The organism is Hylemonella gracilis str. Niagara R (genome assembly GCF_000600295.1).
Taxonomy (GTDB): Bacteria; Pseudomonadota; Gammaproteobacteria; order Burkholderiales; family Burkholderiaceae_C; genus Hylemonella; species Hylemonella gracilis_A.
Genome location: NZ_JEMG01000001.1, coordinates 3,662,455 through 3,681,880 on the forward strand (window position 1 = coordinate 3,662,455; position 19,426 = coordinate 3,681,880).

The window sequence follows — 19,426 nt, forward strand, 5'->3', positions numbered from 1 at the left end:
TTCTGTTTTGTGCGGGGTGCGCCTGTGCATCGGATGCATCAGGCCGGTGCGATGGGCAGGCCCACCAGTGTTTCGAGTTCCGCGTGGCTCAGACCTTCGACCTTGTCGATGAGCTTGAGCCCTTGCGGTGTGCATTCGAAAGTCGCCACCTCGGTGTAGATGCGCTTGACGCAGGCCAGGCCGGTCAGCGGGTACGTGCATTGCCGCACGATCTTGCTTTCGCCCTTCTTGGTCAACAGGTCCATCATCACCCAGGTCTGCTTGGCGCCGATGGCCAGGTCCATGGCGCCGCCCACGGCGGGGATGGCGCCCGGCTCGCCCGTGCTCCAGTTGGCGAGATCGCCCGTGGCGCTGACCTGGAAGGCCCCGAGCACGCAGATGTCCAGGTGCCCGCCGCGCATCATCGCGAAGCTGTCGGCATGGTGGAAGAAAGCGCCGCCCGGCAACAGCGTGACCGGCTGCTTGCCCGCGTTGATGAGGTCGTAGTCTTCCAGCCCCGGGGTCGGTGCGGGCCCCATGCCCAGGATGCCGTTCTCGCTCTGCAGGATGATTTCCAGCCCGGCGGGAATGTGGTTGGCCACCAGCGTGGGCTGGCCGATGCCCAGGTTGACCACCGCGCCGTCGGGAATGTCTTGGGCAATGCGCTGGGCCAGTTCGTCTTTGCTGCGTTTTTGATAGCTGATCATGGGAAGCTCCGGCATCGACGTGTTCATGCTGCCTTCTTGAGTTCACCGGCGGGCGGCTTGAATCCTCCGGCCTGAGTCGCCACGCGCGGCACTTGCAGCACCTTGCTGACGAAGATGCCGGGCGTCACGATCGCCTCCGGGTCAAGCTGGCCCAGTTCCTTGATCTCATGCACGGTGGCGATGGTCTGCTTCGCCGCCATGGCCATCACGGGCCCGAAGTTGCGCGCCGCCATGCGGTAGGTCAGATTGCCCCAGCGGTCGCCGGCCTCGGCTTTGATCAGCGCCACGTCCCCGTGGATGGGGTACTCCAGCACATAGTGCTTGCCGTTGATCTCGCGCGTTTCCTTACCCTTGGCAATCTCGGTGCCATAGCTCGTCGGGCAGAAGAAGGCGCCGATGCCCGCACCCGCGGCGCGCATGCGCTCGGCCAGATTGCCCTGCGGCACCAGTTCCAGCTCCAGCTTGCCGCTGCGGTACAGCGCGTCGAACACATGGCTGTCGACCTGGCGCGGAAAGCTGCAGATGATCTTGCGCACGCGCCCCGTCTTGAGCAGCGCGGCCAGGCCCGTGTCGCCATTGCCCGCGTTGTTGTTGACCACGGTCAGCTCTTTCGCGCCCTGCGCGATCAGGCCCTCGATCAGCTCGGCGGGGATGCCCGAGGTCCCGAAGCCGCCGATCAGCACGGTGGCACCGTCCTTCACGCCAGCCAGCGCGTCCGCCACCGTGGCGACGATCTTGTCGATCATGAAACTGCTCCTTGTTTGCTTTGTTCGTCCAGGTTTGCCAGCGCACGCCAGTTCAAATATGTTCGTATGTAGAACATTTGTTCGTATAATGAATTCTAGACCACCCACCCGCCCTACCCCGTCATGCCGCCTGTCCAGCCCGCGACACCTCCCGAGGCCCTGCGTCCCGGGGACAGTTATGTGCAATCCTTCGCGCGCGGACTGGAAGTCATCCGCTCCTTCAGCGCGCAGGCCCCTGAACAGACGCTGAGCGAAGTGGCCGCGCGTGCCGGACTGACCCGCGCGGGCGCCCGCCGCATCCTGTTGACGCTGCAGGCCCTGGGTTATGTGGACAGTGACGGCAAGCTGTTCCGCCTGACGGCGCGCATCCTCGACCTGGGTTTTGCCTATCTGTCGTCCATGCCCATCTGGAGCCTGGCCGAACCGATCATGGAGGCCCTGGTGGAGGAAGCCAAGGAGTCCTGCTCCGCCGCCGTGCTGGACGGCACGGACATCGTCTACGTGCTGCGCGTGCCCACCCACAAAATCATGCGCAACACCCTGGGCATAGGCTCGCGCCTGCCGGCCTACTGCACGTCCTTAGGCCGCGTGCTGCTGGCCGGGCTGGACGACGAGGCGGTGCGACAGTGCCTCGAAGCCAGCCCGCCTCTCGCCCTGACCCGCCACACGACGACGGACCCGGACGCCCTGCTGGCCAAGATCCAGCAGGTGCGCAAGCAGGGTTGGAGCCTGGTGAACCAGGAATTGGAGGAAGGCTTGCTGTCCCTGGCCGCGCCCATCCGTGACCGTGCGGGCCGCACCATCGCCGCGCTCAATCTGAGCGGGCAGGTGAACCGCACCAGCGCCAAGGTCGCCCAGGAGCAGTTGCTGCCCCCGCTGCTGCGCGCCGCACAGACCCTGAGCGAGCGGCTGCGGCTGGGACAGACGGGATAATCCCCCCATGTTCCAGCCCTCCCATGCCGACGTGCGCCGCTTCTTCTGCGCCGTCTACGCCAAGTCCCGCGCGGGCCAGCCGATGGAAGCCATCGAGCAACTCGCCAGCCAGTGGATCAACGAGCATCCCGAGTACCACGCCGACCTGGCCGATGCGGACGCCGCTGTCGCCAGGGTGTACGAGGGCGGTTATGCCGCGCAGCCCGATGGCACGCACGGGGCGTCCATGAATCCCTTCCTGCACCTGTCCATGCACCTGTCCATCAGCGAGCAGAGCAGCATCGACCAGCCGCGCGGGATCCGCCAGGCCGTGGAGCTGCTGACCGCGCGCCGACGCGATCTGCACGCCGCGCACCATGAGACCATGGACTGCCTGGGCACCATGCTGTGGGAAAGCCAGCGCGCGGGCCGCGCGCCCGATGGGGACGCCTACATCGCCTGCGTGCAGCGCAAGGCGACCCGGGACTGAAGCCACCTGCCGGCGTCGGCCTAGCTCAGCGTCAACGGGAAAACAAAAAGCCGCTCGGTGAGCGGCTTTTTTTACGGGGCCACAAACGACTCAACGGAAGCGGCTTTCCGGCACAGTTTTCATCTCACCCGGCAGGCTGCTGATGTAGTTGGCCAATTCCTTCAGCTCAGCGTTGCTGAACTGCTTGGCGATGCCACCCATCACGCCATTGGAACGGCCCCAGGTCGCGCGCGGCTCGATCTTGTAAGACTTGAGCGCGACAAAAAGGTAGTCCGCCGGCTGGCCCGCCACCTTGGGGTAGCTGCCATCGATCGGCTTGGCGAAACCCTCGCCATGGCAGGAAATGCAGGCACCCTTGGTCAGCAATTCGGCCACCTTGGCCGAGGGAGCGGGCGCGGCCTTGGTGGCCACAGGGAGGTTCTTACCGTGCTCGGCGTAATAGGCCGCCAGATCGGCGATGTCCTGCTCGCTCAGGCTCTCGGCGATGCCACGCATGGAGGGATGGCGGCGATCACCCTTTTGGTAGGCGTTCAGCGCAGCCGCGATGTAGGCGGCGTTCTGACCCGAAATCATCGGCACCTGATAAACCTCGGGGAACGTGGCCTTGTAGCCCGGAATGCCGTGGCAACCGATGCACATGGCGTTCTTCTGCTCGCCCGCCTTGGCGTCACCCTTGATCCCTTGTGCGGAAGCGGAGGCAGCGGAGAATGCCGTCACGCCCGCGACAAGCAGGGAAGAGAGCGCCAGCGCCAAATTCTTGAGGTTCTTCATTTTGCGAGGACAATCAGCCTGTGGTTGAATCGATCGGCGGCGATTATATCTGCGGGCTCCGCGCCCGCATGCCAATTGCGGCTCCGGCGCCGCGCGCTCCGTCACGATTTCCCGGCTTGCCCCTTGCACCCATGACGCACCCATGAAATTCCAAGGCTCCAAGAACTACGTCGCCACGCCGGACTTGATGCTCGCCGTCAATGCCGCCATCACCCTGAAACGCCCCCTGCTGGTCAAGGGCGAACCCGGCACCGGCAAGACCCTGCTGGCCGAGGAAGCCGCCCAGGCGCTGGGACTGCCCCTGCTGGAATGGCACATCAAGAGCACGACCAAGGCCCAGCAGGGCCTGTACGAATACGACGCCGTCAGCCGCCTGCGTGACAGCCAGCTTGGCGATGAGAAGGTCAAGGACATCCACAATTACATCGTCAAGGGCGTGCTCTGGCAGGCGTTCACCGCCGAGCAGCCCGTGGCCCTGCTGATCGACGAGATCGACAAGGCCGACATCGAGTTCCCCAACGACCTGCTGCGTGAACTCGACCGCATGGAGTTCTACTGCTATGAGACGCGCGAGCTGATCAAGGCCAAGCACCGCCCCTTGGTCTTCATCACCAGCAATAACGAGAAGGAGCTGCCCGACGCCTTCCTGCGCCGTTGCTTCTTCCACTACATCAAGTTCCCCGACGCGGAAACGATGAAGCAGATCGTGGCCGTGCACTTCCCGAACCTCAAGCAGGATCTGCTGAGCGCCGCGCTCAAGACCTTTTTCGACCTGCGCAATCTGCCCGGCCTGAAGAAGAAACCCTCCACGTCGGAGCTGCTGGACTGGCTCAAGCTGCTGCTGGCCGAGGACATCCCCCTGGACGCCCTGCACAGCAGGGACGACAAGGTGGTCGTGCCGCCGCTGGCCGGCGCGCTGCTCAAGAACGAGCAGGACGTGAACCTGTTCGAAAAGCTCGTCTTCATGCAGCGCCACAACCGCTGAGCATGCCTCCGGTCCGGCCGCTCTGCACTGCGGCCCGGACCCCATCTGCGCGACGGCATCCAGATGCGCGACCACGCCCCCTCCACGATCAAAAGAAGGAAACCCATGAGCCCCCAATTTCGCCAGGCATTCAAGGAAGGGCTGGCCGATGCCGCCGGGTTCGTCATCGGTGCCCTGGCCGGCTGGGGTCTGGGCCTGCTGCTCGGGCTGGACTTCTTCGCCACGCCCAACGCCTGGGGCTGGCGCGAGATCGCGGGTCTGGTCCTGATCGCCCTGGGCTGCGGCCTGGGCAAAACCGTGGCCCGCCGCTACATCGCCAGGCGCTGAAATCAGTCCATATATCTTTCATCTTCAGGAGCAACGAGCACCATGGCTTTTGTCGACCCCGTGACCTTCCACGGCCTGCATGTCCGGCTGGAGCCGCTGGCCCAGCGCCACCACGACGACCTGGTGGAAGCCGTGCAGGACGGTGAACTCTGGAAGCTCTGGTACACCAGCGTGCCCACACCCGAAGGCATGAAGGCGGAGATCGACCGCCGGCTCGGCCTGCAGGCCCAGGGCAGCATGATGCCCTTCGCCGTCGTTCTGCCCGACGCGGCCTGGGCCGGTGACCTGGCCAACCGTGCCGTCGGCATGACCAGTTACATGCACATCGACGCCACAAACCGGCGCGTCGAGATCGGCAGCACCTGGTACCGCCGCGCCGTGCAGCGCAGCCCCATCAACACCGAATGCAAGCGCCTGCTGCTGGCACATGCCTTCGAGACGCTGGACTGCATCGCCGTGGAATTCCGCACCCACTGGTTCAACCAGGCCAGCCGCAACGCCATCGAACGCCTGGGCGCCAAGCTGGACGGCGTGCTGCGCAGCCACCAGATCAATCCGCACCCGGACGCGAAGGGCACGTTGCGCGACACCTGCGTTTACAGCATCATCGCCAGCGAGTGGCCCGCCGCGCGCGCGCATCTGGACTATCAGTTGAGCAAGCCGCGCGGCTGAAGCCGCACACAGGCGAGACACGCCAGGAGGGCGAACCATGCTCATCGACTTCTTCTACACCCTGCGCGCGGCCAAGCTGCCGGTGTCGGTCAAGGAGTACCTGACGCTGCTGGAAGCGCTCAAGGTTGGCGTGATCGGCCCGGCGTCCCAGGGCGGTGAGGTCGGTGGTTACAAGGTCGATGACTTCTATTACCTGAGCCGAGCCACGCTGGTGAAGGACGAGAAGCACTACGACAAGTTCGACCGGGCCTTCTCGGCCTACTTCAAGGGCGTGGAGCTGCGCGCCGACTTCACCCAGCAAATTCCGCTGGAATGGCTGCGCAAGAACCTGGAACTCCACCTCAGCCCCGAAGAAAAAGCCGCCATCGAAAAGTTGGGCTGGGACGAGTTGATGGAAACGCTCAAGAAGCGTTTCGAGGAGCAGAAGGAGCGCCACGAGGGCGGCAGCAAGTGGATCGGCACCGGCGGTACGTCTCCGTTCGGCGCCAACGGCTACAACCCGCAAGGCATACGCATCGGCCAGGAGAAAGGCCGAAACAAGAGTGCGGTCAAGGTCTGGGACCAGCGCGCCTACCAGGACTACGACGACACCCAAGAACTCGGCACGCGCAACATCAAGGTGGCCTTGCGGCGCTTGCGGCGCTTCGCGCGCGAGGGCAATGAGCTGGAGCTGGCGCTGGACGACACCATTCGCGCCACCGCCGCCAACGCGGGCTACCTCGACATCAAGCTGGTGCCCGAGCGCCACAACAACGTGAAGGTGCTGCTGCTCATGGACGTGGGCGGCACGATGGACGAGCACATCCAGCGCGTGGAAGAACTCTTCAGCGCGGCCAAGGCCGAGTTCAAGCACCTGGAGTTCTATTACTTCCACAACTGCGTCTACGACTACATGTGGAAGAACAACCGCCGCCGCTTCAGCGAGAAGTTCCCGACCTGGGACATCATCCGCAAGTACAACAAGGACTACAAGCTCATCTTCGTCGGCGACGCGACCATGAGCCCCTATGAAATCGTCCAGCCCGGTGGCAGCGTCGAGTACTACAACGAAGAAGCCGGCGCGGAGTGGCTGCAGCGCTTGACCCAGGCCTACCCAAAGTTCGCGTGGATCAACCCCGAACCGCAAGGCGCCTGGCAATACCGCCAGAGTATTTCCATCGTCCAGCAGTTGATGAACCAGCGCATGTACCCGCTGACCCTGCGCGGGCTGGAAGAAGCGATGCGCCTGCTCACGAAATGATGGAGCGCCACCCGCCCTTCCCCCTTGAGGGGGAAGGGTTGGGATGGGGGTGAACTGATGCGGCCATCGGCGGCGGAGGCAAAGGCCATAAAATGGCCTGCCTCCGCCGCCGTAGTTCAATGGATAGAACGAGCGCCTCCTAAGCGCTAGATACAGGTTCGATTCCTGTCGGGGGCGCCATGCCGACCCTCGCCACGCTGAACGCCCATGAACCTTCAAGCTTCGAAATCGGACCACGGCCTGACCCTGCGCCTGCCTGAGGAGTTCGTGCGCCGCCATGGCCTGCAGGACGGTGCCATGCTCCAGGCCGAGATCGGCAAGGATGGCTCATTGACGCTCAAGCCAGCCGGTTGGGACCGTGCCGCCTTTGCCGCCGAACTCGATGCGGCGCGCGCGAGCTTGCCACCCAGCCGCGCCTCGCTGGAATCCTTGCGCGGCGCGGCCTGAGTCGCGCTGCAAGACCCTCTCACCCGACTTCCGACCGGCCCGATGATCTACGTCGACACCACCGTCATAGCCGCCTTGCTGATGCAGGAGCCCAACAGCGCCGCCACCGCCACCTGGTACGCCGCGAGCAAGGATGAACTGGTCTCCAGCGTCTGGACCATGACCGAGTTCAGCCAGGTGCTAGGCTGGAAGCAACGCAGCCAGCAACTGAACGCCGACCAGGCACGCGCTGTCTGGGAGCGTTTTCAACGCCTGATCGGCAGCGACTTGCGCCTGTTGCCGGTGGACGCGCTGGATCATCACCGTGCCGCCCAGATGGCCCAAGACCCAGCGAGCCAGTTCGGCGCAGCCGAGGCCTTGCACCTGGCCTGCGCCGAACGCGCGGGTGCCAAGGGCGTGGCCACGCTCAACGAAGCCTTGGCCCGTCAGGCCCAGAAGCTCAAGCTCAAACCGGTGCCCCTCACGGCATGAGCCCTGCAGGCCCTGGCCTGCACAGCACGCGCGCGGCGCCTCCCCTCGCGCTTTTTGTATCGACCCGTATCGGTCGTTCACATTGTCGACCCGAGGCCACCCAACAGCCTCTGCTCGCCGATACAAAGCAACAAACCCATACAAATGGCGTGCAGCCAAACATGTTGCATCACAGCTGCATCCGGCACACTGCAAGCACTGCCGCTCGCCATACGTCCGCATACGCACGGTTCAAACCTGGATCAGGTTATCCGCGCGACCTTCTGGACCCGAGTGGTGTCTTGTCATTGGGCGCAGCCAGTTCCTTTTCTCACCATGTCCAGAACCGCCACCACTCCCCGGAAAACTGCCTCTGCTCGTAGCGCCGTCGCCGACATTCGCGCCGAGCATCAGAAGGATGTGATCAATCGCCTGCGCCGGATCGAAGGCCAGGTCCGCGGCGTGATCGAGATGATCCAGTCCGAACGCAGCAACGAGGATCTGGCGCTGCAGATGTCCGCCGTGCGCAAGGCCATGGACAAGGCCTTCTACCGCATGATCGCCTGCCATGTGCAGGAGGCCATCGGCGCCAAGCAGAACGACCCGCGCGTGAAGAAGGAAATCGAGCGCGTCACGCGCCTGCTCGAGAAATTCGGCTGATCCCGCCCCGCCTCCTGCCTCGCGGGGTGCATGGCCTGGGTCACGCGCCGCATCGCTGCTGCTTGGCGCGCGCCATCTACATAGAATCGGCGCATGGCCAATACCCTGAACGGCAAGCTCGTCGTGGCGATTTCATCGCGCGCGCTCTTCGATTTCGAGGAAGAGAACCGCATCTTCGAGGAGAACGATGACCGCGCCTACATGACGCTGCAGCTGGAAAAGCTGGACGTGCCAGCCAAACCGGGCGTGGCGCATTCGCTGGTGAAGAAGCTGCTGGCGTTCAACGGCGACGGCAGAGACGGCGAAAGTTCCAAGCGCGTGGAAGTCGTCATCCTGTCGCGCAATGACCCCGTGTCGGGCCTGCGGGTGTTTCGCTCCGCGGAAACGCACAAGCTCAAGCTGGAGCGCGGCGTGTTCACCAAGGGCCGAGAGCCCTACCACTACCTACGCCCGCTGCAGGCCAACCTCTTCCTCTCCGCCAACCCGCTGGATGTGCGCGCCGCGCTGGATGAAGGTTTCGCCGCGGCCACCGTGCACACAGGCGCTGCGCATGCGCGCGGCACCTACCCGAACGAAGTGCGCATCGCCTTCGACGGCGACGCCGTGCTGTTTTCGGATCAGGCCGAGCGGGTCTACCAAAAGTCAGGGCTGGACGCCTTCCAGTCGCACGAGAAACGCCGCGCCGCCAAGCCCTTGCCGGCGGGCCCGTTCAAGCCCTTGCTGGAGGCGCTGCACCGGCTGCAACAGGAGCCCGGCGCCAGCGGCATGCGCATCCGCACGGCGCTGGTGACGGCACGCAGCGCGCCCGCGCATGAGCGGGCCATCCGCACCTTGATGGACTGGCACATCGAGGTCGATGAGGCCATGTTCCTCGGGGGCCTGGCCAAGGGCGAATTCCTGCGTGAGTTCGAACCCGACTTCTTCTTCGACGATCAGGTCGGTCATGTGAACTCCGCAGCCGCCCATGTGCCCGCCGGCCACGTGGCCAGCGGCATTTCCAACGCCTAGGCCGCTGACCGGTACCGTTCCCAGCCCCCGGCCCGCAGCTCACATGCGGGGCAACGGCCACACCCATAGCCCCAGGCATGACGCTGGTCTCGCTCCCCCAGGTAGCAGGTGTGGGTGTGTTCCACGATGAGGTCCACCAGGGCCTTGCCGCCCAGTGATTCCGCCAGACGCCAGGTGTCGGCCTTGTCGATCCACATCAGCGGCGTCTCGATCAGCAGCCGCTTGTCCATGCCCAGGGACAGCGCGAGCTGCATGGCCTTCATGGTGTCGTCCCGGCAATCCGGATAACCGGAAAAATCGGTCTCGCAGACACCGGTCACCAGCACCTGGAGATCGCGCCGGTAGGCCACGGCCGCTGCCAGCGTCAGGAACAGCAGATTGCGCCCTGGCACGAAAGTGTTGGGCAGGCCGTTGGCCTGCATCTGGAATTCGGTTTCGCGGGTCAGCGAGGTTTCGCTCACGGCGCCGAGCACGGCCACATCGAGCAGATGGTCCTGGCCCAGCTTGCTCGCCCAGTGCGGGTAGGTACGGCGCAGCTCTTCCAGCACGCGCAGGCGGGCATCCAGCTCCACCACATGGCGTTGGCGATAGTCGAAGGCGATGGTTTCAACGCGCTCGTAGCGGCTGAGCGCGTGGGCCAGGCAGGTGGTGGAATCCTGCCCGCCGGAAAACAGAACAAGTGCTGACGTGTGCATGCATGGATATTAGGTCATGCATGCCGGGGCGTCAGACTCACTCCGTCTTTCCGGGCTCCTTGATCTGGGTGGGCGAGTAGGTCAGGATTTCCTTGGCCACGTCGCCGGGAGCGTTCAGCGGGTCCACCTGGCGGTTGGTCGCCTGCACAGGCGTTTGCGCCTGCTGCTGCGCGGCCGGGCTTTGCGCAGGGTGGTTCTGCATGAAGATTTCCACCACGCGCGCGCTCGCACTCCAGACCGAGGCAATGTGTCGTGACAGCATCTCGGACAGCGGCTCCTTGGGCGGCTCTTCCTTCTCGGGCACCTTGTCCGCCTCTTCCTTGCGCAAGGTCCAGTCCCGCGCGGAATTGTCCGCGCCGCTGCCCTGGGACGGATCGGACTGCGCCTGCGCGCCTGCGCTGGCTTGCGCCTGCAGCGCGGGGTTGATGGCGTTGATCACACCCGGGCTCGGCGCGACCCCTTCGGGGGCGGGCGGATTAACGGGCGCAACAGGCGCCACCCGGGCTTGCGGCGCGACCATGACCTCGACGCCCGCAGGCCACAAAGGCGCCCTATCCAAGGCTGTGCGATCAATATTTGGCAGTTCCATGCATGATTCCCTCACCCCCGTCCCGCCACTCGAGAGCAACAGATTTTCTTTTGGCGTAATTCGGATTACGGCACCAGCCGCAAAAGCTTGAGGGCCAATTTTGTAACTTTCTTGTCTTTTTTATGGTTTCCCGGTTTTCGGTCAGTGGATTTTTCGAGCAATAAGCAAAAAACAGGCCTTGATGCCGAGTTCACACGAGCCAAACGTGACATTGTTGGTTTTTTTCCCGCTGGCACTCGCACTGGCAAGACAAACTACGCGATGGTCTGCCGGTCATTCGACCGTCACGCTTTTGGCGAGATTGCGCGGCTTGTCCACATCCGTGCCGCGCGCCAGGGCGGTGTGGTAGGCCAGCAATTGCAGCGGCACGACGTGCAGCAATGGCGAGAGCGCGCCGTAATGCTCGGGCATGCGGATGACATGCAGACCTTCTGCGCTTTCAATGCGCGTGTCGGCGTCGGCCAGAACGTAGAGCATGCCGCCGCGCGCGCGCACTTCCTGCATATTGCTCTTGAGCTTTTCCAGCAGCGCGTCGTGGGGCGCGACGGTGACCACCGGCATGTCCGAGGTCACCAGCGCCAGCGGGCCGTGTTTCAGTTCCCCGGCAGGGTAGGCCTCGGCGTGGATGTAGCTGATTTCCTTGAGTTTGAGCGCGCCTTCGAGCGCGATGGGGTAATGCAGGCCCCGCCCCAGGAAGAGCGCGTTCTGCATACGCGCGAAATCCTCCGCCCAGCTCATCACCTGCGGCTCCAGCGCCAGCACGGCCTGCAGAGCCACGGGCAGGTGGCGCATGGCCTTGAGATGCTGGGCTTCCTCCACCTCGCTCAGGTGGCCCCGCATCTGCGCCAGCACCAGGGTCAGCAGGAACAGCGCGGCCAGCTGCGTGGTGAAGGCCTTGGTGCTGGCCACGCCGATCTCCACACCCGCGCGGGTCACGTAAGACAGCTTGCATTCACGCACCATGGCGCTGGTCGCGACGTTGCAGATGGTCAGGGTCTGCGTCATGCCCAGGCCCTGCGCATGGCGCAAGGCGGCCAGGGTGTCGGCCGTTTCGCCGCTCTGGCTGATGGTCACGACCAGGGTGCGGGGGTCGGGCACGGAATCGCGGTAACGGTATTCGCTGGCCACCTCGACCTGGGTCGGAATCCTCGCGATGCTTTCCAGCCAGTACTTGGCCGCGCAGCCGCTGTAATAACTGGTGCCGCAGGCCAGGATGAGCACCTTGTCGATCTCCTTGAAGACCCGGTAGGCGCCGTCGCCGAACAGCTCGGGCACGATGCCTTCGACGCCCTCCAGCGTGTCGGCGATGGCGCGCGGCTGCTCGAAGATTTCCTTTTGCATGTAGTGGCGGTAGGGGCCCAATTCGGCCGCGCCACTGTGGGCCTGCACCGTGCGCACAGCGCGTTGCACAGGCCGGTGTTCACCCTGCTTGTCCTTGCCCACGATCCAGTGCTTGCCGAGCTGGATGTCCACCACGTCGCCCTCTTCCAGGTAGACGATCTGGTCGGTCACGCCGGCCAGAGCCATCGCGTCGCTGGCCAGGTAGTTGGCATCGCCGTCCCCGTTCTCCTTCTTGCCAACGCCCAGGATCAGCGGCGAGCCCGCGCGCGCGCCCACCACGCGGTGCGGCTCGTCCTTGTGGAACACGGCAATCGCGTACGCCCCATGCATCTGCTTCGTCGCGGCCTTCACGGCCTCGAACAGATCACCTTCATAAAGCGAGTCGATCAGGTGCGTGATGACCTCGGTGTCCGTCTGACTGGCGAACACATAGCCGCGCTTTTGCAGCGCGGCGCGCAGTTCCTCGTAGTTCTCGATGATGCCGTTGTGCACCAGGGCTACACGCGCCGGCCGGGCCGAGGCGTCGGCACCGGTGCCATGGCTGAAATGCGGGTGCGCGTTGTGCACGACGGGCGCTCCGTGCGTGGCCCAGCGCGTGTGGGCAATGCCGGTGTAGCCCTGGACCGCGTCGCGCTGCACCTGCTCCATCAGCTCCGCCACCCGCGCCGTGCTGCGCGCGCGCTGCGGTCCGGTGGCGGTGTGCACGGCCACGCCGCAGGAGTCATAACCCCGGTATTCAAGCCGCTGCAGACCCTGCACCAGCACGGGAACGATGTTGCGTTGGGAAACGGCGCCGACGATGCCACACATGGAAATGCCACTCCTGAGTTCGAATGGCGCGATGTTAGAAGCCCTGGCGAGAAATATCTCGTTGATATTCAGATCTAAATCAACGAAAATTTCAACAAATTAATTGATTTGTCTTTTATTTCATTTCATAAATAAAAATGGAATTATCAGCATCCACCAAGCTCGACGCCATCGATATCCTCCTGCTCGACGCCCTGCAGCAGGACAGCAGCCTGAGCAACCAGGCCCTGGCCGAGCGCGCCCACATCTCACCGCCCACCTGTCTGCGCCGCGTCAAGCGCCTGGTGGAAGACGGTCTGATCGAAAGACAGATCGCCATCCTCAGCGCCGACAGGCTCGCGCCCTTGATCGGCCATGGCCTGCAGGCCATAGTGGAAATCACGCTGGAGCGCCAGGGCGAGGAAGCTCAGGCCGCCTTCGAGCAGCGCGTGGTGCAAGACAGCGCCGTGCAGCAGTGCTACCGCGTCTCACCAGGGCCGGACTTCGTGCTCATCGTCCAGACCCGCGACATGCCGGACTACCTGGCGCTGACGCAGCGCCTCTTCACCAGCGACGCGAACGTGCGCAACGTGAAGAGCTACTTCAGCACCAAACGCGGTAAGTTCGGGGCGCGGATTCCCTTGCCGAGCAGCCCCTAGAGCAACTCCCCCTGCCGCGCCGGCATGGGCAAAGTCACGCTGACATGGCAACCCGCGTCAGGCATGGCGTCGATGCGGATCGAGCCGCCGTGCCGCTGCGCGATCTTGCGCGCCAGCGCCAGGCCCAAGCCCAGGCCCTCGAACTGCTTGCTGCCATGCAGACGCTGGAACACATTGAACAGCTTGTCGCCCAGAGCGGGATCAAAACCCGCACCGTTGTCACGCACATGGATGGTGGCCCACTCCTCACCCCCAGGTCCAGCGCCGCCCATCTCGCCCTCCACCACGATCAGCGCCGTCTTGCGCTGCCGGGTGAACTTGAGCGCGTTCGAGAGCAGTTGCGTGAACAGGAGGCGCAGCAACGCCGGATCGCCCCGCAAGGGCGGCAAGGCCGGGTCCACCCGCCATTGCACGGCGCGCGGCGGCGACAGCGCGGCACCAGAGGGTTGCGCGGCGGCCGCAAGCTCCCAGGCCCGCTGCTCCTGCGCCATGGCCGCCGCCTGCAACTCGGTCAGCAGCGCGTTCGCGTCCAGCGTGACAGGCTGCAGGTCGGCCCGGTCCAGCATCGCCCATTCGCGCAGACCGTCGATCTGCCGGCCCATCTGCTGCGCCGCCTCGGTGATGGTGTCGAGGAAGCGCATGGCCTCCCCGTTCAGCTCACCACCGGCCTCCTCACGCAGCAGGCCGGCGTAGGAAATGATGTGCCGCAGCGGCGCGCGCAGGTCATGCGACACCACCTGGGTGAAGTCAGCCAGGGACGCGCGCACCGCCGCCAGCTCGGCGCGCAGACGCTCGATTTCGCGATCCGCCTTCACGCTGGCCGCCCGTCGGTCACGGCTTCTTCGCCACGTTCTTGCTCGGCCGCGTCCAGTCTGGGACCGACATCTGGCGCGCCCGCCCCACCGTCAAGGCACCAGGCGCCGTGTTCTTGCTGATGGTGGAGCCGCCGCCCACCGTGCCACCCGCGCCGATGGTGACGGGCGCGATCAACACGCAATTGCTGCCAATGTGCACATCGTCCTCGATCACCGTGCGGTGCTTGTTCGCGCCGTCGTAGTTGGCAGTGATGCTGCCCGCGCCGTAGTTCACGCGCGCGCCCACCTGCGCGTCGCCCAGGTAAGCCAGGTGGTTGGCCTTGGCGCCCACCGCCAGCGTGCTGTTCTTGACCTCGACGAAATTGCCGATGTGCACCTCGTCACCCAGCTTGGCGCCAGGCCGCAGACGGGCGTAAGGGCCGATCAGCGCACCCGCGCCCACCTCCACCCGCTCTCCGTCGGAGGCCCCGCCTTCGATGTGGGTGTAGGCGTGGATGACCGCACCAGCCGCGATGCGCGCGTTGCCGATCACGCAATGCGGCCCGATGCGCACGCCCTCGCCCAGCTCCACCTGGCCGGTGAAGACACAGCCCACGTCGATCTCCACGTCTTGCGCGCAACGCAGTTCACCGCGCACGTCCAGCCGCGCCGGGTCGGCCAGGCGCACCCCCTGCTCCAGCAGGCCACGCGCGATGCGCAACTGGTAGGCGCGCTCCAGCTCAGCCAATTGCAAGGGGCTGTTGACGCCCGCCACCTGAGCCGCGTCGTCGGTGGGCAGCGCCACCACGGACACACCATCGGCCACGGCCAGCTTGACCACGTCGGTCAGGTAGTACTCGCCCTGCGCGTTGCGGTTGTCGAGCCGGGTCAACCAAGTCTTGAGCAGCTTGGCGGGCGCAGCCAGGATGCCGCTGTAGACCTCGCGGATGCGGCGCTGCTCCTCGCTGGCGTCCTTCTGCTCCACGATGGCGCGCACCATGCCGCCCGCGTCGCGGACGATGCGGCCATAACCCGTCGGGTCGTCGAAGGCGATGGTCAGCAAGGCCAGCTTGTCGCCACCGCTGGCCGCGATGAGGGCGCGCAAGGTGTCGGCCTGAATCAAGGGCACATCACCCGAGAGCACCACCACCACGCCGTCGTCCGACAAACGCGGCACGGCCTGCTGCACGGCATGACCAGTGCCCAATTGCGGCTCTTGCCGCACGAATTGCAGGGCCGCATCGGGCTCGCGCACTTTGACGCCAGCCTCCACCTGCTCGGCGCCATGGCCCGTCACCACCACCACGCGCCGCGCCTGCAGCGCCGCCGCCGTGTCCAGCACATGCTGCAGCAATGCCCGGCCACCGATTCGGTGCAGCACCTTGGGCAAGCGGCTCTTCATGCGGGTGCCCTTGCCCGCTGCCATCACGACCACATCCACTGCGAAAACGCTTGCCATGTTCAAACCCTTGCACCCCTGCGTGAAAAACAGGCCGCATTATCGGCGCGCACCCGTGTCCGACAGGCCATGCGTGGCGTGCAGCCATGAAAAAGCCGCCGGACTTGCGTGCGGCGGCTGGTCTGGCCCGGTGCAACCGGGCCGTGCCCGTGGGCAGTGTCAGTCGGCGTATTCGCCAGCGGCCTTGATGACGGCGCCCCACTTGGCGATCTCGGCCGCGACGAACTTCTTGTGCTCGGCGGGTTCCATGCGCTTGTCAGTCACGACCACGGCGCCCAGGCCGGCCTGCTTGGCGATGAACTCGGGGTCCTTCAACGCGGCCTTGAGGGCGGTGTTGATGCGCTGAACCACGGCGTCCGGCGTCCCCTTGGGCGCGTACAGACCGTGCCAGATGGTGACCTGGAAGCCATTGAATCCCGATTCCTGCAGGGTGGGCAGGTCCTTCAGCGCGGGCGTGGTCAGACGCTTGGTCGTGGTCACGGCGTAGGCCTTGACCTTGCCGCCTTCGATCTGCGGCGTGGTGTTGGTGGTCTGGTCGCACAGCAGGTCGATCTGGCCGCCGATCAGGTCGGTGATGGCCGGCGCTGTGCCCTTGTAGGGCACCGTGGTCATCTGGACCTTGAAGGCGTCCTGCAGCATCAGACCGCACAGGTGCGAGGCGGCGCCCAAGCCAGCGTTGCCCAGGTTGATCTTGCCTGCGTTGGCCTTGATCCAGGTCTGCAGTTCCTTGAAGTTCTTCGCCTCCATGCTCGGGCGGGCGATCAGCGTCATGGGCACGTCGTTGATCATGCCCAGGTAGGTGAAGTCGTTCTCGACATTGAACGACAGCTTGCGGTAGAGCGCGGGCATGGTGGACATGCCGATGTGGTTGAGCAGCAGGGTGTAGCCATCGGGCTTGGCGTTGGCCACCTTGGCGGTGCCGATGGAACTGCCGGCGCCGGCCGCGTTGTCGATCACGACGGTGGCATTGCCCAAGGGCTTGCGCAGCGCCTCGGCCAAGTCACGTGCCACGCGGTCCGTCGGGCCTCCCGCCGCGAAGGGCACCACGATGGTGATGGGCTTGTCGCCAGGGAAAGACTGGGCCGAGGCGGCCAGGGGGGCAAGCAGGGCCACCGCGGAAGCCGCGCCCAGAACGTGCGCAAACAAGCGTTTCATGTCAGCACTCCTCAAAAGGGGGAAGGAACAAAAAGTGACGAAGTCTAATGCCTGCGCTTTGCGCGGTGTCACTGCGGAAAGCACCTAGGGTAAGTTGGTAGGACAATTCCCCCATGACATCCCCTGAAAAGTCCATGCTGCGCCGCGCACCGCGTCCCGAGGGCGCCCCGCCACAGCGCTCCACCGCCAACGGAACCTCGGGCGCCAGCGCCGCGCCCACCACCCGACTGAACAAACGCATGGCCGAGCTGGGCCTGTGCTCGCGCCGAGAGGCCGATGTCTGGGTCGACAACGGCTGGGTCAAGGTCAACGGGCGTGTGGCCGAGATGGGCCAGCAGGTCAGCGCCACGGACCGCATCGAGATCGACAAGCAGGCCCAGAACCAGCAGGCGACGCAGGTCACCATCCTGCTGCACAAACCCATTGGTTACGTCAGCGGTCAGGCCGAGGACGGACACGAGCCCGCCGTGGTGCTGGTGCAAGCGCAGAACCGCTGGCGCGAAGACCACGCGCCGCACCGCTTCAACGGCGGCCAGCTCCGTGGGCTGGCACCGGCTGGCCGCCTGGACATCGACTCCACCGGCCTGCTGGTGCTGACGCAGGACGGTCGCGTCGCGCGCCAACTCATCGGCGAAGACTCATCGATGGAGAAGGAATACCTGGTGCGCGTGGTCTACCTCGGCACACCTGCGGCCGCGCATGCACCGACCGAGCTGCAGCCCATCCACGCGAACGACCCAGTCTCCACCAATGTGCAAGCAGTCTTTCCGCCGGCCATGCTGGCCAAACTGCGCCATGGCCTGAGCCTGGACGGCCAGGCCCTCAGGCCCGCCAAGGTGGACTGGGAGAACCCTGAGCAACTGCGCTTTGTGCTGACCGAGGGCAAGAAACGGCAGATCCGCCGCATGTGCGAACTGGTCGGCCTCAAGGTCGTGGGCCTCAAGCGCGTGCGCATCGGCCGCGTGATGCTGGGTAACCTGCCGCAGGGCCAGTGGCGTTATCTGGCGCCGCACGAGCGGTTCTGAATCGGTTCCGTTTCCAGCGCTCCGGCGCAGCGCCCGACGCCGGCTCTGGACAAACCGACGCCGGGACCACGCTTCCCATTCCCCAACAGGACGCTGAAACACCACGGCCCGGCCCGCGCGCGCTGCCTGCGCGGCGCCCGCACTCGCCCAGTTCAAGCCAGCGGCGCCTCCAACAGCTCGATGCGCGCTTGCGGCCAACCCTCAGCCACCCACTCCGCGCCGGGGGGCAGGCAATGCCGTTGACCGGGGGCCAGCCACAGGTCGCCACCCAGGGTTTGGGCGTTGTTATCGCCCGCGCCGCTCTGGGTCAGCCAGACCCGGCCTTCCACCACCCTCAGCCAGCGGGCCTGCCGCCCGGCCGCGATGCGGGTGGCCGTGCGGGGCGGCAGAGCCCATTGCCACGGTTGCGCGGTTTGATGCAGATTTGTCATCGATACGACGTTCATAAAGACCCCTTTCATTGGCTCGGTGTGGGAGCAATTCTGAGTGTCGAAGATGCATCCGTCCAATGAGGAATGCGTGCGCCACTGATAACATTCCTGCATGAATCCCATCCGCCAACGTCCGCTCTCCGTCGGCCCCTTGCGCGCTTTTGAAGCAGTGGCGCGACGCGCCAGCTTCAGCGCGGCAGCCGAGGAATTGCACCTTACCCAGCCCGCCATCAGCCGCCAGATCCGCAGCCTGGAAGAAGAGCTGGGCGCGCCACTGTTTCTGCGCGGCACGCGCCATGTCGAGCTGACCGGCGCGGGCGCCACCCTGCTGCGCGCCACCGCCCCGCTGCTGGACCGGCTGGACGCCAGCGTGCGACACATCCGCACGTCACAAGGGCGCCGGCATGTGAGCCTGACCACCTTCGCCTCCTTCACCTCGCTGTGGCTGCTGCCGCGCCTGGCCGACTTCCAGAGCCAGTACCCGGACATCGACATCCGCATCTCGGCCACCGACACGCTGGTCGGTCAGGACGACCCCGAGCTGGACCTGGGACTGCGCTACTGCCACCCGGACGACGCGCCGGCCGGCTCCGACCTGCTGTTCGGCGAGGTGCTGACACCCGTGGCCAACCCGTCCATGCCCTTGCACCAACCCCAAGACCTGGCCCGGCAGACCCTGATCGAGCAGGACGACCACCAACCCAGCTCGGAGTACCTGAGCTGGCGGCGCTGGCTGCGCGAATACGCGCCGCCGGGCACCGAGCCGCGCGGCTGGATCTACCTCAACTACACGAGCCAGCAAATCCAGGCGGCTCTGGCAGGCCAGGGCGTGGCGCTGGCGCGCATGGCCATGATCACCGAGGCCCTGGCGCGCGGTGAACTGGTCGAGCCCTTCGGCACCGGGAAACGACTCACCTCCCCCTATGCCTACTGGCTGGTGCGCTGGCAGGGCCACGGCAAGGAGCCCCGGCCCGAGGTGCAGGCCTTCGCCGACTGGTTGCTGGCCCAGGCGGCGTTGACACGCGCTTGTCTGGACAACTGACCCCGGGGCCGTTAGCGCTCGACCCTGCGGCGGCGCCACGAATGCCCCGTGGA

Annotated in this window: 23 protein-coding genes and 1 tRNA gene; 14 read left to right on the forward strand and 10 right to left on the reverse strand. The window is 65.4% G+C overall.

Annotation, left to right across the window (positions count from 1 at the left end):
- Positions 1-38: 38 nt before the first annotated feature.
- Both AZ34_RS16675 and AZ34_RS16680 read right to left on the reverse strand, forming a co-directional pair.
- A complete protein-coding gene (locus AZ34_RS16675) occupies positions 39-686 on the reverse strand; it encodes a 3-oxoacid CoA-transferase subunit B (RefSeq protein WP_035612038.1) in 648 nt (215 codons plus the stop codon).
- 23 nt (positions 687-709) lie between these two features.
- Positions 710-1,432 carry a 3-oxoacid CoA-transferase subunit A gene (locus tag AZ34_RS16680; protein ID WP_035610184.1) on the reverse strand — a complete coding sequence of 241 codons (723 nt, stop codon included), beginning with the start codon at positions 1,430-1,432 and terminating at the stop codon, positions 710-712.
- A 123-nt stretch (positions 1,433-1,555) separates the two neighbouring features.
- Between AZ34_RS16680 and AZ34_RS16685 the strand changes: the two genes are divergently transcribed.
- Together AZ34_RS16685 and AZ34_RS16690 are read left to right on the forward strand one after the other, a co-directional pair.
- Positions 1,556-2,365, forward strand: coding sequence for an IclR family transcriptional regulator domain-containing protein (locus AZ34_RS16685; protein ID WP_035610186.1), 810 nt, complete (start codon positions 1,556-1,558; stop codon positions 2,363-2,365).
- Between the two features lie 7 nt (positions 2,366-2,372).
- Positions 2,373-2,834, forward strand: coding sequence for a DUF1841 family protein (locus AZ34_RS16690; RefSeq protein ID WP_035610187.1), 462 nt, complete (start codon positions 2,373-2,375; stop codon positions 2,832-2,834).
- Positions 2,835-2,924: 90 nt separating this feature from the next.
- Here AZ34_RS16690 and AZ34_RS16695 read toward each other — a convergent pair whose 3' ends face one another.
- Positions 2,925-3,605: a c-type cytochrome gene (locus AZ34_RS16695; protein WP_155831848.1), complete on the reverse strand. Its 681-nt coding sequence runs from the start codon at positions 3,603-3,605 to the stop codon at positions 2,925-2,927.
- A 142-nt stretch (positions 3,606-3,747) separates the two neighbouring features.
- Between AZ34_RS16695 and AZ34_RS16700 the strand changes: the two genes are divergently transcribed.
- The 9 genes from AZ34_RS16700 (at position 3,748) to AZ34_RS16740 (ending at position 9,394) form a co-directional block, all read left to right on the forward strand.
- A complete protein-coding gene (locus AZ34_RS16700; RefSeq protein WP_035610189.1) occupies positions 3,748-4,590 on the forward strand; it encodes an AAA family ATPase in 843 nt (280 codons plus the stop codon).
- Between the two features lie 105 nt (positions 4,591-4,695).
- Positions 4,696-4,917 carry a hypothetical protein gene (locus tag AZ34_RS16705; protein WP_035610191.1) on the forward strand — a complete coding sequence of 74 codons (222 nt, stop codon included), beginning with the start codon at positions 4,696-4,698 and terminating at the stop codon, positions 4,915-4,917.
- Positions 4,918-4,959: 42 nt separating this feature from the next.
- The gene (locus AZ34_RS16710) at positions 4,960-5,589 is read left to right on the forward strand and encodes a GNAT family N-acetyltransferase (RefSeq protein ID WP_035610192.1); all 630 of its coding nucleotides are present in this window, start codon (positions 4,960-4,962) and stop codon (positions 5,587-5,589) included.
- Between the two features lie 37 nt (positions 5,590-5,626).
- Complete coding sequence (locus tag AZ34_RS16715) at positions 5,627-6,829, forward strand: vWA domain-containing protein (protein ID WP_035610195.1); 1,203 nt, start codon at positions 5,627-5,629, stop codon at positions 6,827-6,829.
- A gap of 105 nt (positions 6,830-6,934) precedes the next feature.
- Positions 6,935-7,009: transfer RNA gene (locus AZ34_RS16720), tRNA-Arg, on the forward strand.
- Positions 7,010-7,036: 27 nt separating this feature from the next.
- Positions 7,037-7,276, forward strand: coding sequence for a hypothetical protein (locus AZ34_RS16725; protein WP_035610198.1), 240 nt, complete (start codon positions 7,037-7,039; stop codon positions 7,274-7,276).
- 42 nt (positions 7,277-7,318) lie between these two features.
- Entirely contained in the window at positions 7,319-7,747 is a 429-nt protein-coding gene (locus AZ34_RS16730) for a type II toxin-antitoxin system VapC family toxin (RefSeq protein ID WP_035610202.1), read from the forward strand.
- A gap of 315 nt (positions 7,748-8,062) precedes the next feature.
- On the forward strand, positions 8,063-8,386 hold the full coding sequence (locus tag AZ34_RS16735; protein ID WP_035610205.1) for a metal-sensitive transcriptional regulator: 324 nt from the start codon (positions 8,063-8,065) through the stop codon (positions 8,384-8,386).
- A gap of 93 nt (positions 8,387-8,479) precedes the next feature.
- Entirely contained in the window at positions 8,480-9,394 is a 915-nt protein-coding gene (locus AZ34_RS16740; RefSeq protein ID WP_035610208.1) for a 5'-nucleotidase, read from the forward strand.
- On the opposite strand, the gene queC is transcribed toward AZ34_RS16740, so the two are convergent.
- The 3 genes from queC to glmS all read right to left on the reverse strand — a co-directional run bounded on the left by queC (position 9,391) and on the right by glmS (position 12,829).
- Complete coding sequence (gene queC, locus AZ34_RS16745; RefSeq protein WP_035610211.1) at positions 9,391-10,089, reverse strand: 7-cyano-7-deazaguanine synthase QueC; 699 nt, start codon at positions 10,087-10,089, stop codon at positions 9,391-9,393. The two genes, AZ34_RS16740 and queC, sit on opposite strands and share 4 nt — an antisense overlap.
- A gap of 37 nt (positions 10,090-10,126) precedes the next feature.
- Entirely contained in the window at positions 10,127-10,678 is a 552-nt protein-coding gene (locus AZ34_RS17760) for a hypothetical protein (RefSeq protein ID WP_155831849.1), read from the reverse strand.
- Between the two features lie 273 nt (positions 10,679-10,951).
- Positions 10,952-12,829, reverse strand: a complete 1,878-nt coding sequence (gene glmS / locus AZ34_RS16755; RefSeq protein WP_035610213.1) for a glutamine--fructose-6-phosphate transaminase (isomerizing) — start codon at positions 12,827-12,829, stop codon at positions 10,952-10,954.
- Positions 12,830-12,966: 137 nt separating this feature from the next.
- Between glmS and AZ34_RS16760 the strand changes: the two genes are divergently transcribed.
- Entirely contained in the window at positions 12,967-13,467 is a 501-nt protein-coding gene (locus AZ34_RS16760; protein ID WP_035610215.1) for an Lrp/AsnC family transcriptional regulator, read from the forward strand.
- On the opposite strand, the gene AZ34_RS16765 is transcribed toward AZ34_RS16760, so the two are convergent.
- From AZ34_RS16765 to AZ34_RS16775, 3 genes are all read right to left on the reverse strand, one after another.
- Positions 13,464-14,282, reverse strand: coding sequence for a sensor histidine kinase (locus AZ34_RS16765; protein WP_051509979.1), 819 nt, complete (start codon positions 14,280-14,282; stop codon positions 13,464-13,466). The two genes, AZ34_RS16760 and AZ34_RS16765, sit on opposite strands and share 4 nt — an antisense overlap.
- Before the next feature lie 16 nt (positions 14,283-14,298).
- Positions 14,299-15,720 carry a bifunctional UDP-N-acetylglucosamine diphosphorylase/glucosamine-1-phosphate N-acetyltransferase GlmU gene (gene glmU / locus AZ34_RS16770; protein WP_035610216.1) on the reverse strand — a complete coding sequence of 474 codons (1,422 nt, stop codon included), beginning with the start codon at positions 15,718-15,720 and terminating at the stop codon, positions 14,299-14,301.
- A gap of 159 nt (positions 15,721-15,879) precedes the next feature.
- On the reverse strand, positions 15,880-16,875 hold the full coding sequence (locus AZ34_RS16775; RefSeq protein WP_035610218.1) for a tripartite tricarboxylate transporter substrate-binding protein: 996 nt from the start codon (positions 16,873-16,875) through the stop codon (positions 15,880-15,882).
- Positions 16,876-16,988: 113 nt separating this feature from the next.
- On the opposite strand from AZ34_RS16775, the gene AZ34_RS16780 reads away from it, so the two are divergent.
- Positions 16,989-17,900 carry a pseudouridine synthase gene (locus tag AZ34_RS16780; RefSeq protein ID WP_269320449.1) on the forward strand — a complete coding sequence of 304 codons (912 nt, stop codon included), beginning with the start codon at positions 16,989-16,991 and terminating at the stop codon, positions 17,898-17,900.
- Between the two features lie 152 nt (positions 17,901-18,052).
- Here AZ34_RS16780 and AZ34_RS16785 read toward each other — a convergent pair whose 3' ends face one another.
- The gene (locus AZ34_RS16785) at positions 18,053-18,331 is read right to left on the reverse strand and encodes a DUF2917 domain-containing protein (protein WP_231495558.1); all 279 of its coding nucleotides are present in this window, start codon (positions 18,329-18,331) and stop codon (positions 18,053-18,055) included.
- 112 nt (positions 18,332-18,443) lie between these two features.
- Here AZ34_RS16785 and AZ34_RS16790 point away from each other — a divergent pair, with 112 nt between their 5' ends.
- On the forward strand, positions 18,444-19,373 hold the full coding sequence (locus AZ34_RS16790) for a LysR substrate-binding domain-containing protein (RefSeq protein WP_035610225.1): 930 nt from the start codon (positions 18,444-18,446) through the stop codon (positions 19,371-19,373).
- Positions 19,374-19,426 lie beyond the last annotated feature (53 nt).

Coding starts and splice junctions, on each gene's coding strand:
- AZ34_RS16740 (WP_035610208.1), top strand. CDS start 8,480: ATGGCCAATACCCTGAACGGCAAGCTCGTCGTGGCGATTTCATCGCGC.
- AZ34_RS16700 (WP_035610189.1), top strand. CDS start 3,748: ATGAAATTCCAAGGCTCCAAGAACTACGTCGCCACGCCGGACTTGATG.
- AZ34_RS16725 (WP_035610198.1), top strand. CDS start 7,037: ATGAACCTTCAAGCTTCGAAATCGGACCACGGCCTGACCCTGCGCCTG.
- queC (WP_035610211.1), bottom strand. CDS start 10,089: ATGCACACGTCAGCACTTGTTCTGTTTTCCGGCGGGCAGGATTCCACC.
- AZ34_RS16760 (WP_035610215.1), top strand. CDS start 12,967: ATGGAATTATCAGCATCCACCAAGCTCGACGCCATCGATATCCTCCTG.
- AZ34_RS16775 (WP_035610218.1), bottom strand. CDS start 16,875: ATGAAACGCTTGTTTGCGCACGTTCTGGGCGCGGCTTCCGCGGTGGCC.
- AZ34_RS16730 (WP_035610202.1), top strand. CDS start 7,319: ATGATCTACGTCGACACCACCGTCATAGCCGCCTTGCTGATGCAGGAG.
- glmU (WP_035610216.1), bottom strand. CDS start 15,720: ATGGCAAGCGTTTTCGCAGTGGATGTGGTCGTGATGGCAGCGGGCAAG.
- AZ34_RS16780 (WP_269320449.1), top strand. CDS start 16,989: ATGACATCCCCTGAAAAGTCCATGCTGCGCCGCGCACCGCGTCCCGAG.
- AZ34_RS16710 (WP_035610192.1), top strand. CDS start 4,960: ATGGCTTTTGTCGACCCCGTGACCTTCCACGGCCTGCATGTCCGGCTG.
- glmS (WP_035610213.1), bottom strand. CDS start 12,829: ATGTGTGGCATCGTCGGCGCCGTTTCCCAACGCAACATCGTTCCCGTG.
- AZ34_RS16695 (WP_155831848.1), bottom strand. CDS start 3,605: ATGAAGAACCTCAAGAATTTGGCGCTGGCGCTCTCTTCCCTGCTTGTC.
- AZ34_RS16790 (WP_035610225.1), top strand. CDS start 18,444: ATGAATCCCATCCGCCAACGTCCGCTCTCCGTCGGCCCCTTGCGCGCT.
- AZ34_RS17760 (WP_155831849.1), bottom strand. CDS start 10,678: ATGGAACTGCCAAATATTGATCGCACAGCCTTGGATAGGGCGCCTTTG.
- AZ34_RS16685 (WP_035610186.1), top strand. CDS start 1,556: ATGCCGCCTGTCCAGCCCGCGACACCTCCCGAGGCCCTGCGTCCCGGG.
- AZ34_RS16715 (WP_035610195.1), top strand. CDS start 5,627: ATGCTCATCGACTTCTTCTACACCCTGCGCGCGGCCAAGCTGCCGGTG.
- AZ34_RS16785 (WP_231495558.1), bottom strand. CDS start 18,331: ATGACAAATCTGCATCAAACCGCGCAACCGTGGCAATGGGCTCTGCCG.
- AZ34_RS16705 (WP_035610191.1), top strand. CDS start 4,696: ATGAGCCCCCAATTTCGCCAGGCATTCAAGGAAGGGCTGGCCGATGCC.
- AZ34_RS16735 (WP_035610205.1), top strand. CDS start 8,063: ATGTCCAGAACCGCCACCACTCCCCGGAAAACTGCCTCTGCTCGTAGC.
- AZ34_RS16690 (WP_035610187.1), top strand. CDS start 2,373: ATGTTCCAGCCCTCCCATGCCGACGTGCGCCGCTTCTTCTGCGCCGTC.
- AZ34_RS16675 (WP_035612038.1), bottom strand. CDS start 686: ATGATCAGCTATCAAAAACGCAGCAAAGACGAACTGGCCCAGCGCATT.
- AZ34_RS16680 (WP_035610184.1), bottom strand. CDS start 1,432: ATGATCGACAAGATCGTCGCCACGGTGGCGGACGCGCTGGCTGGCGTG.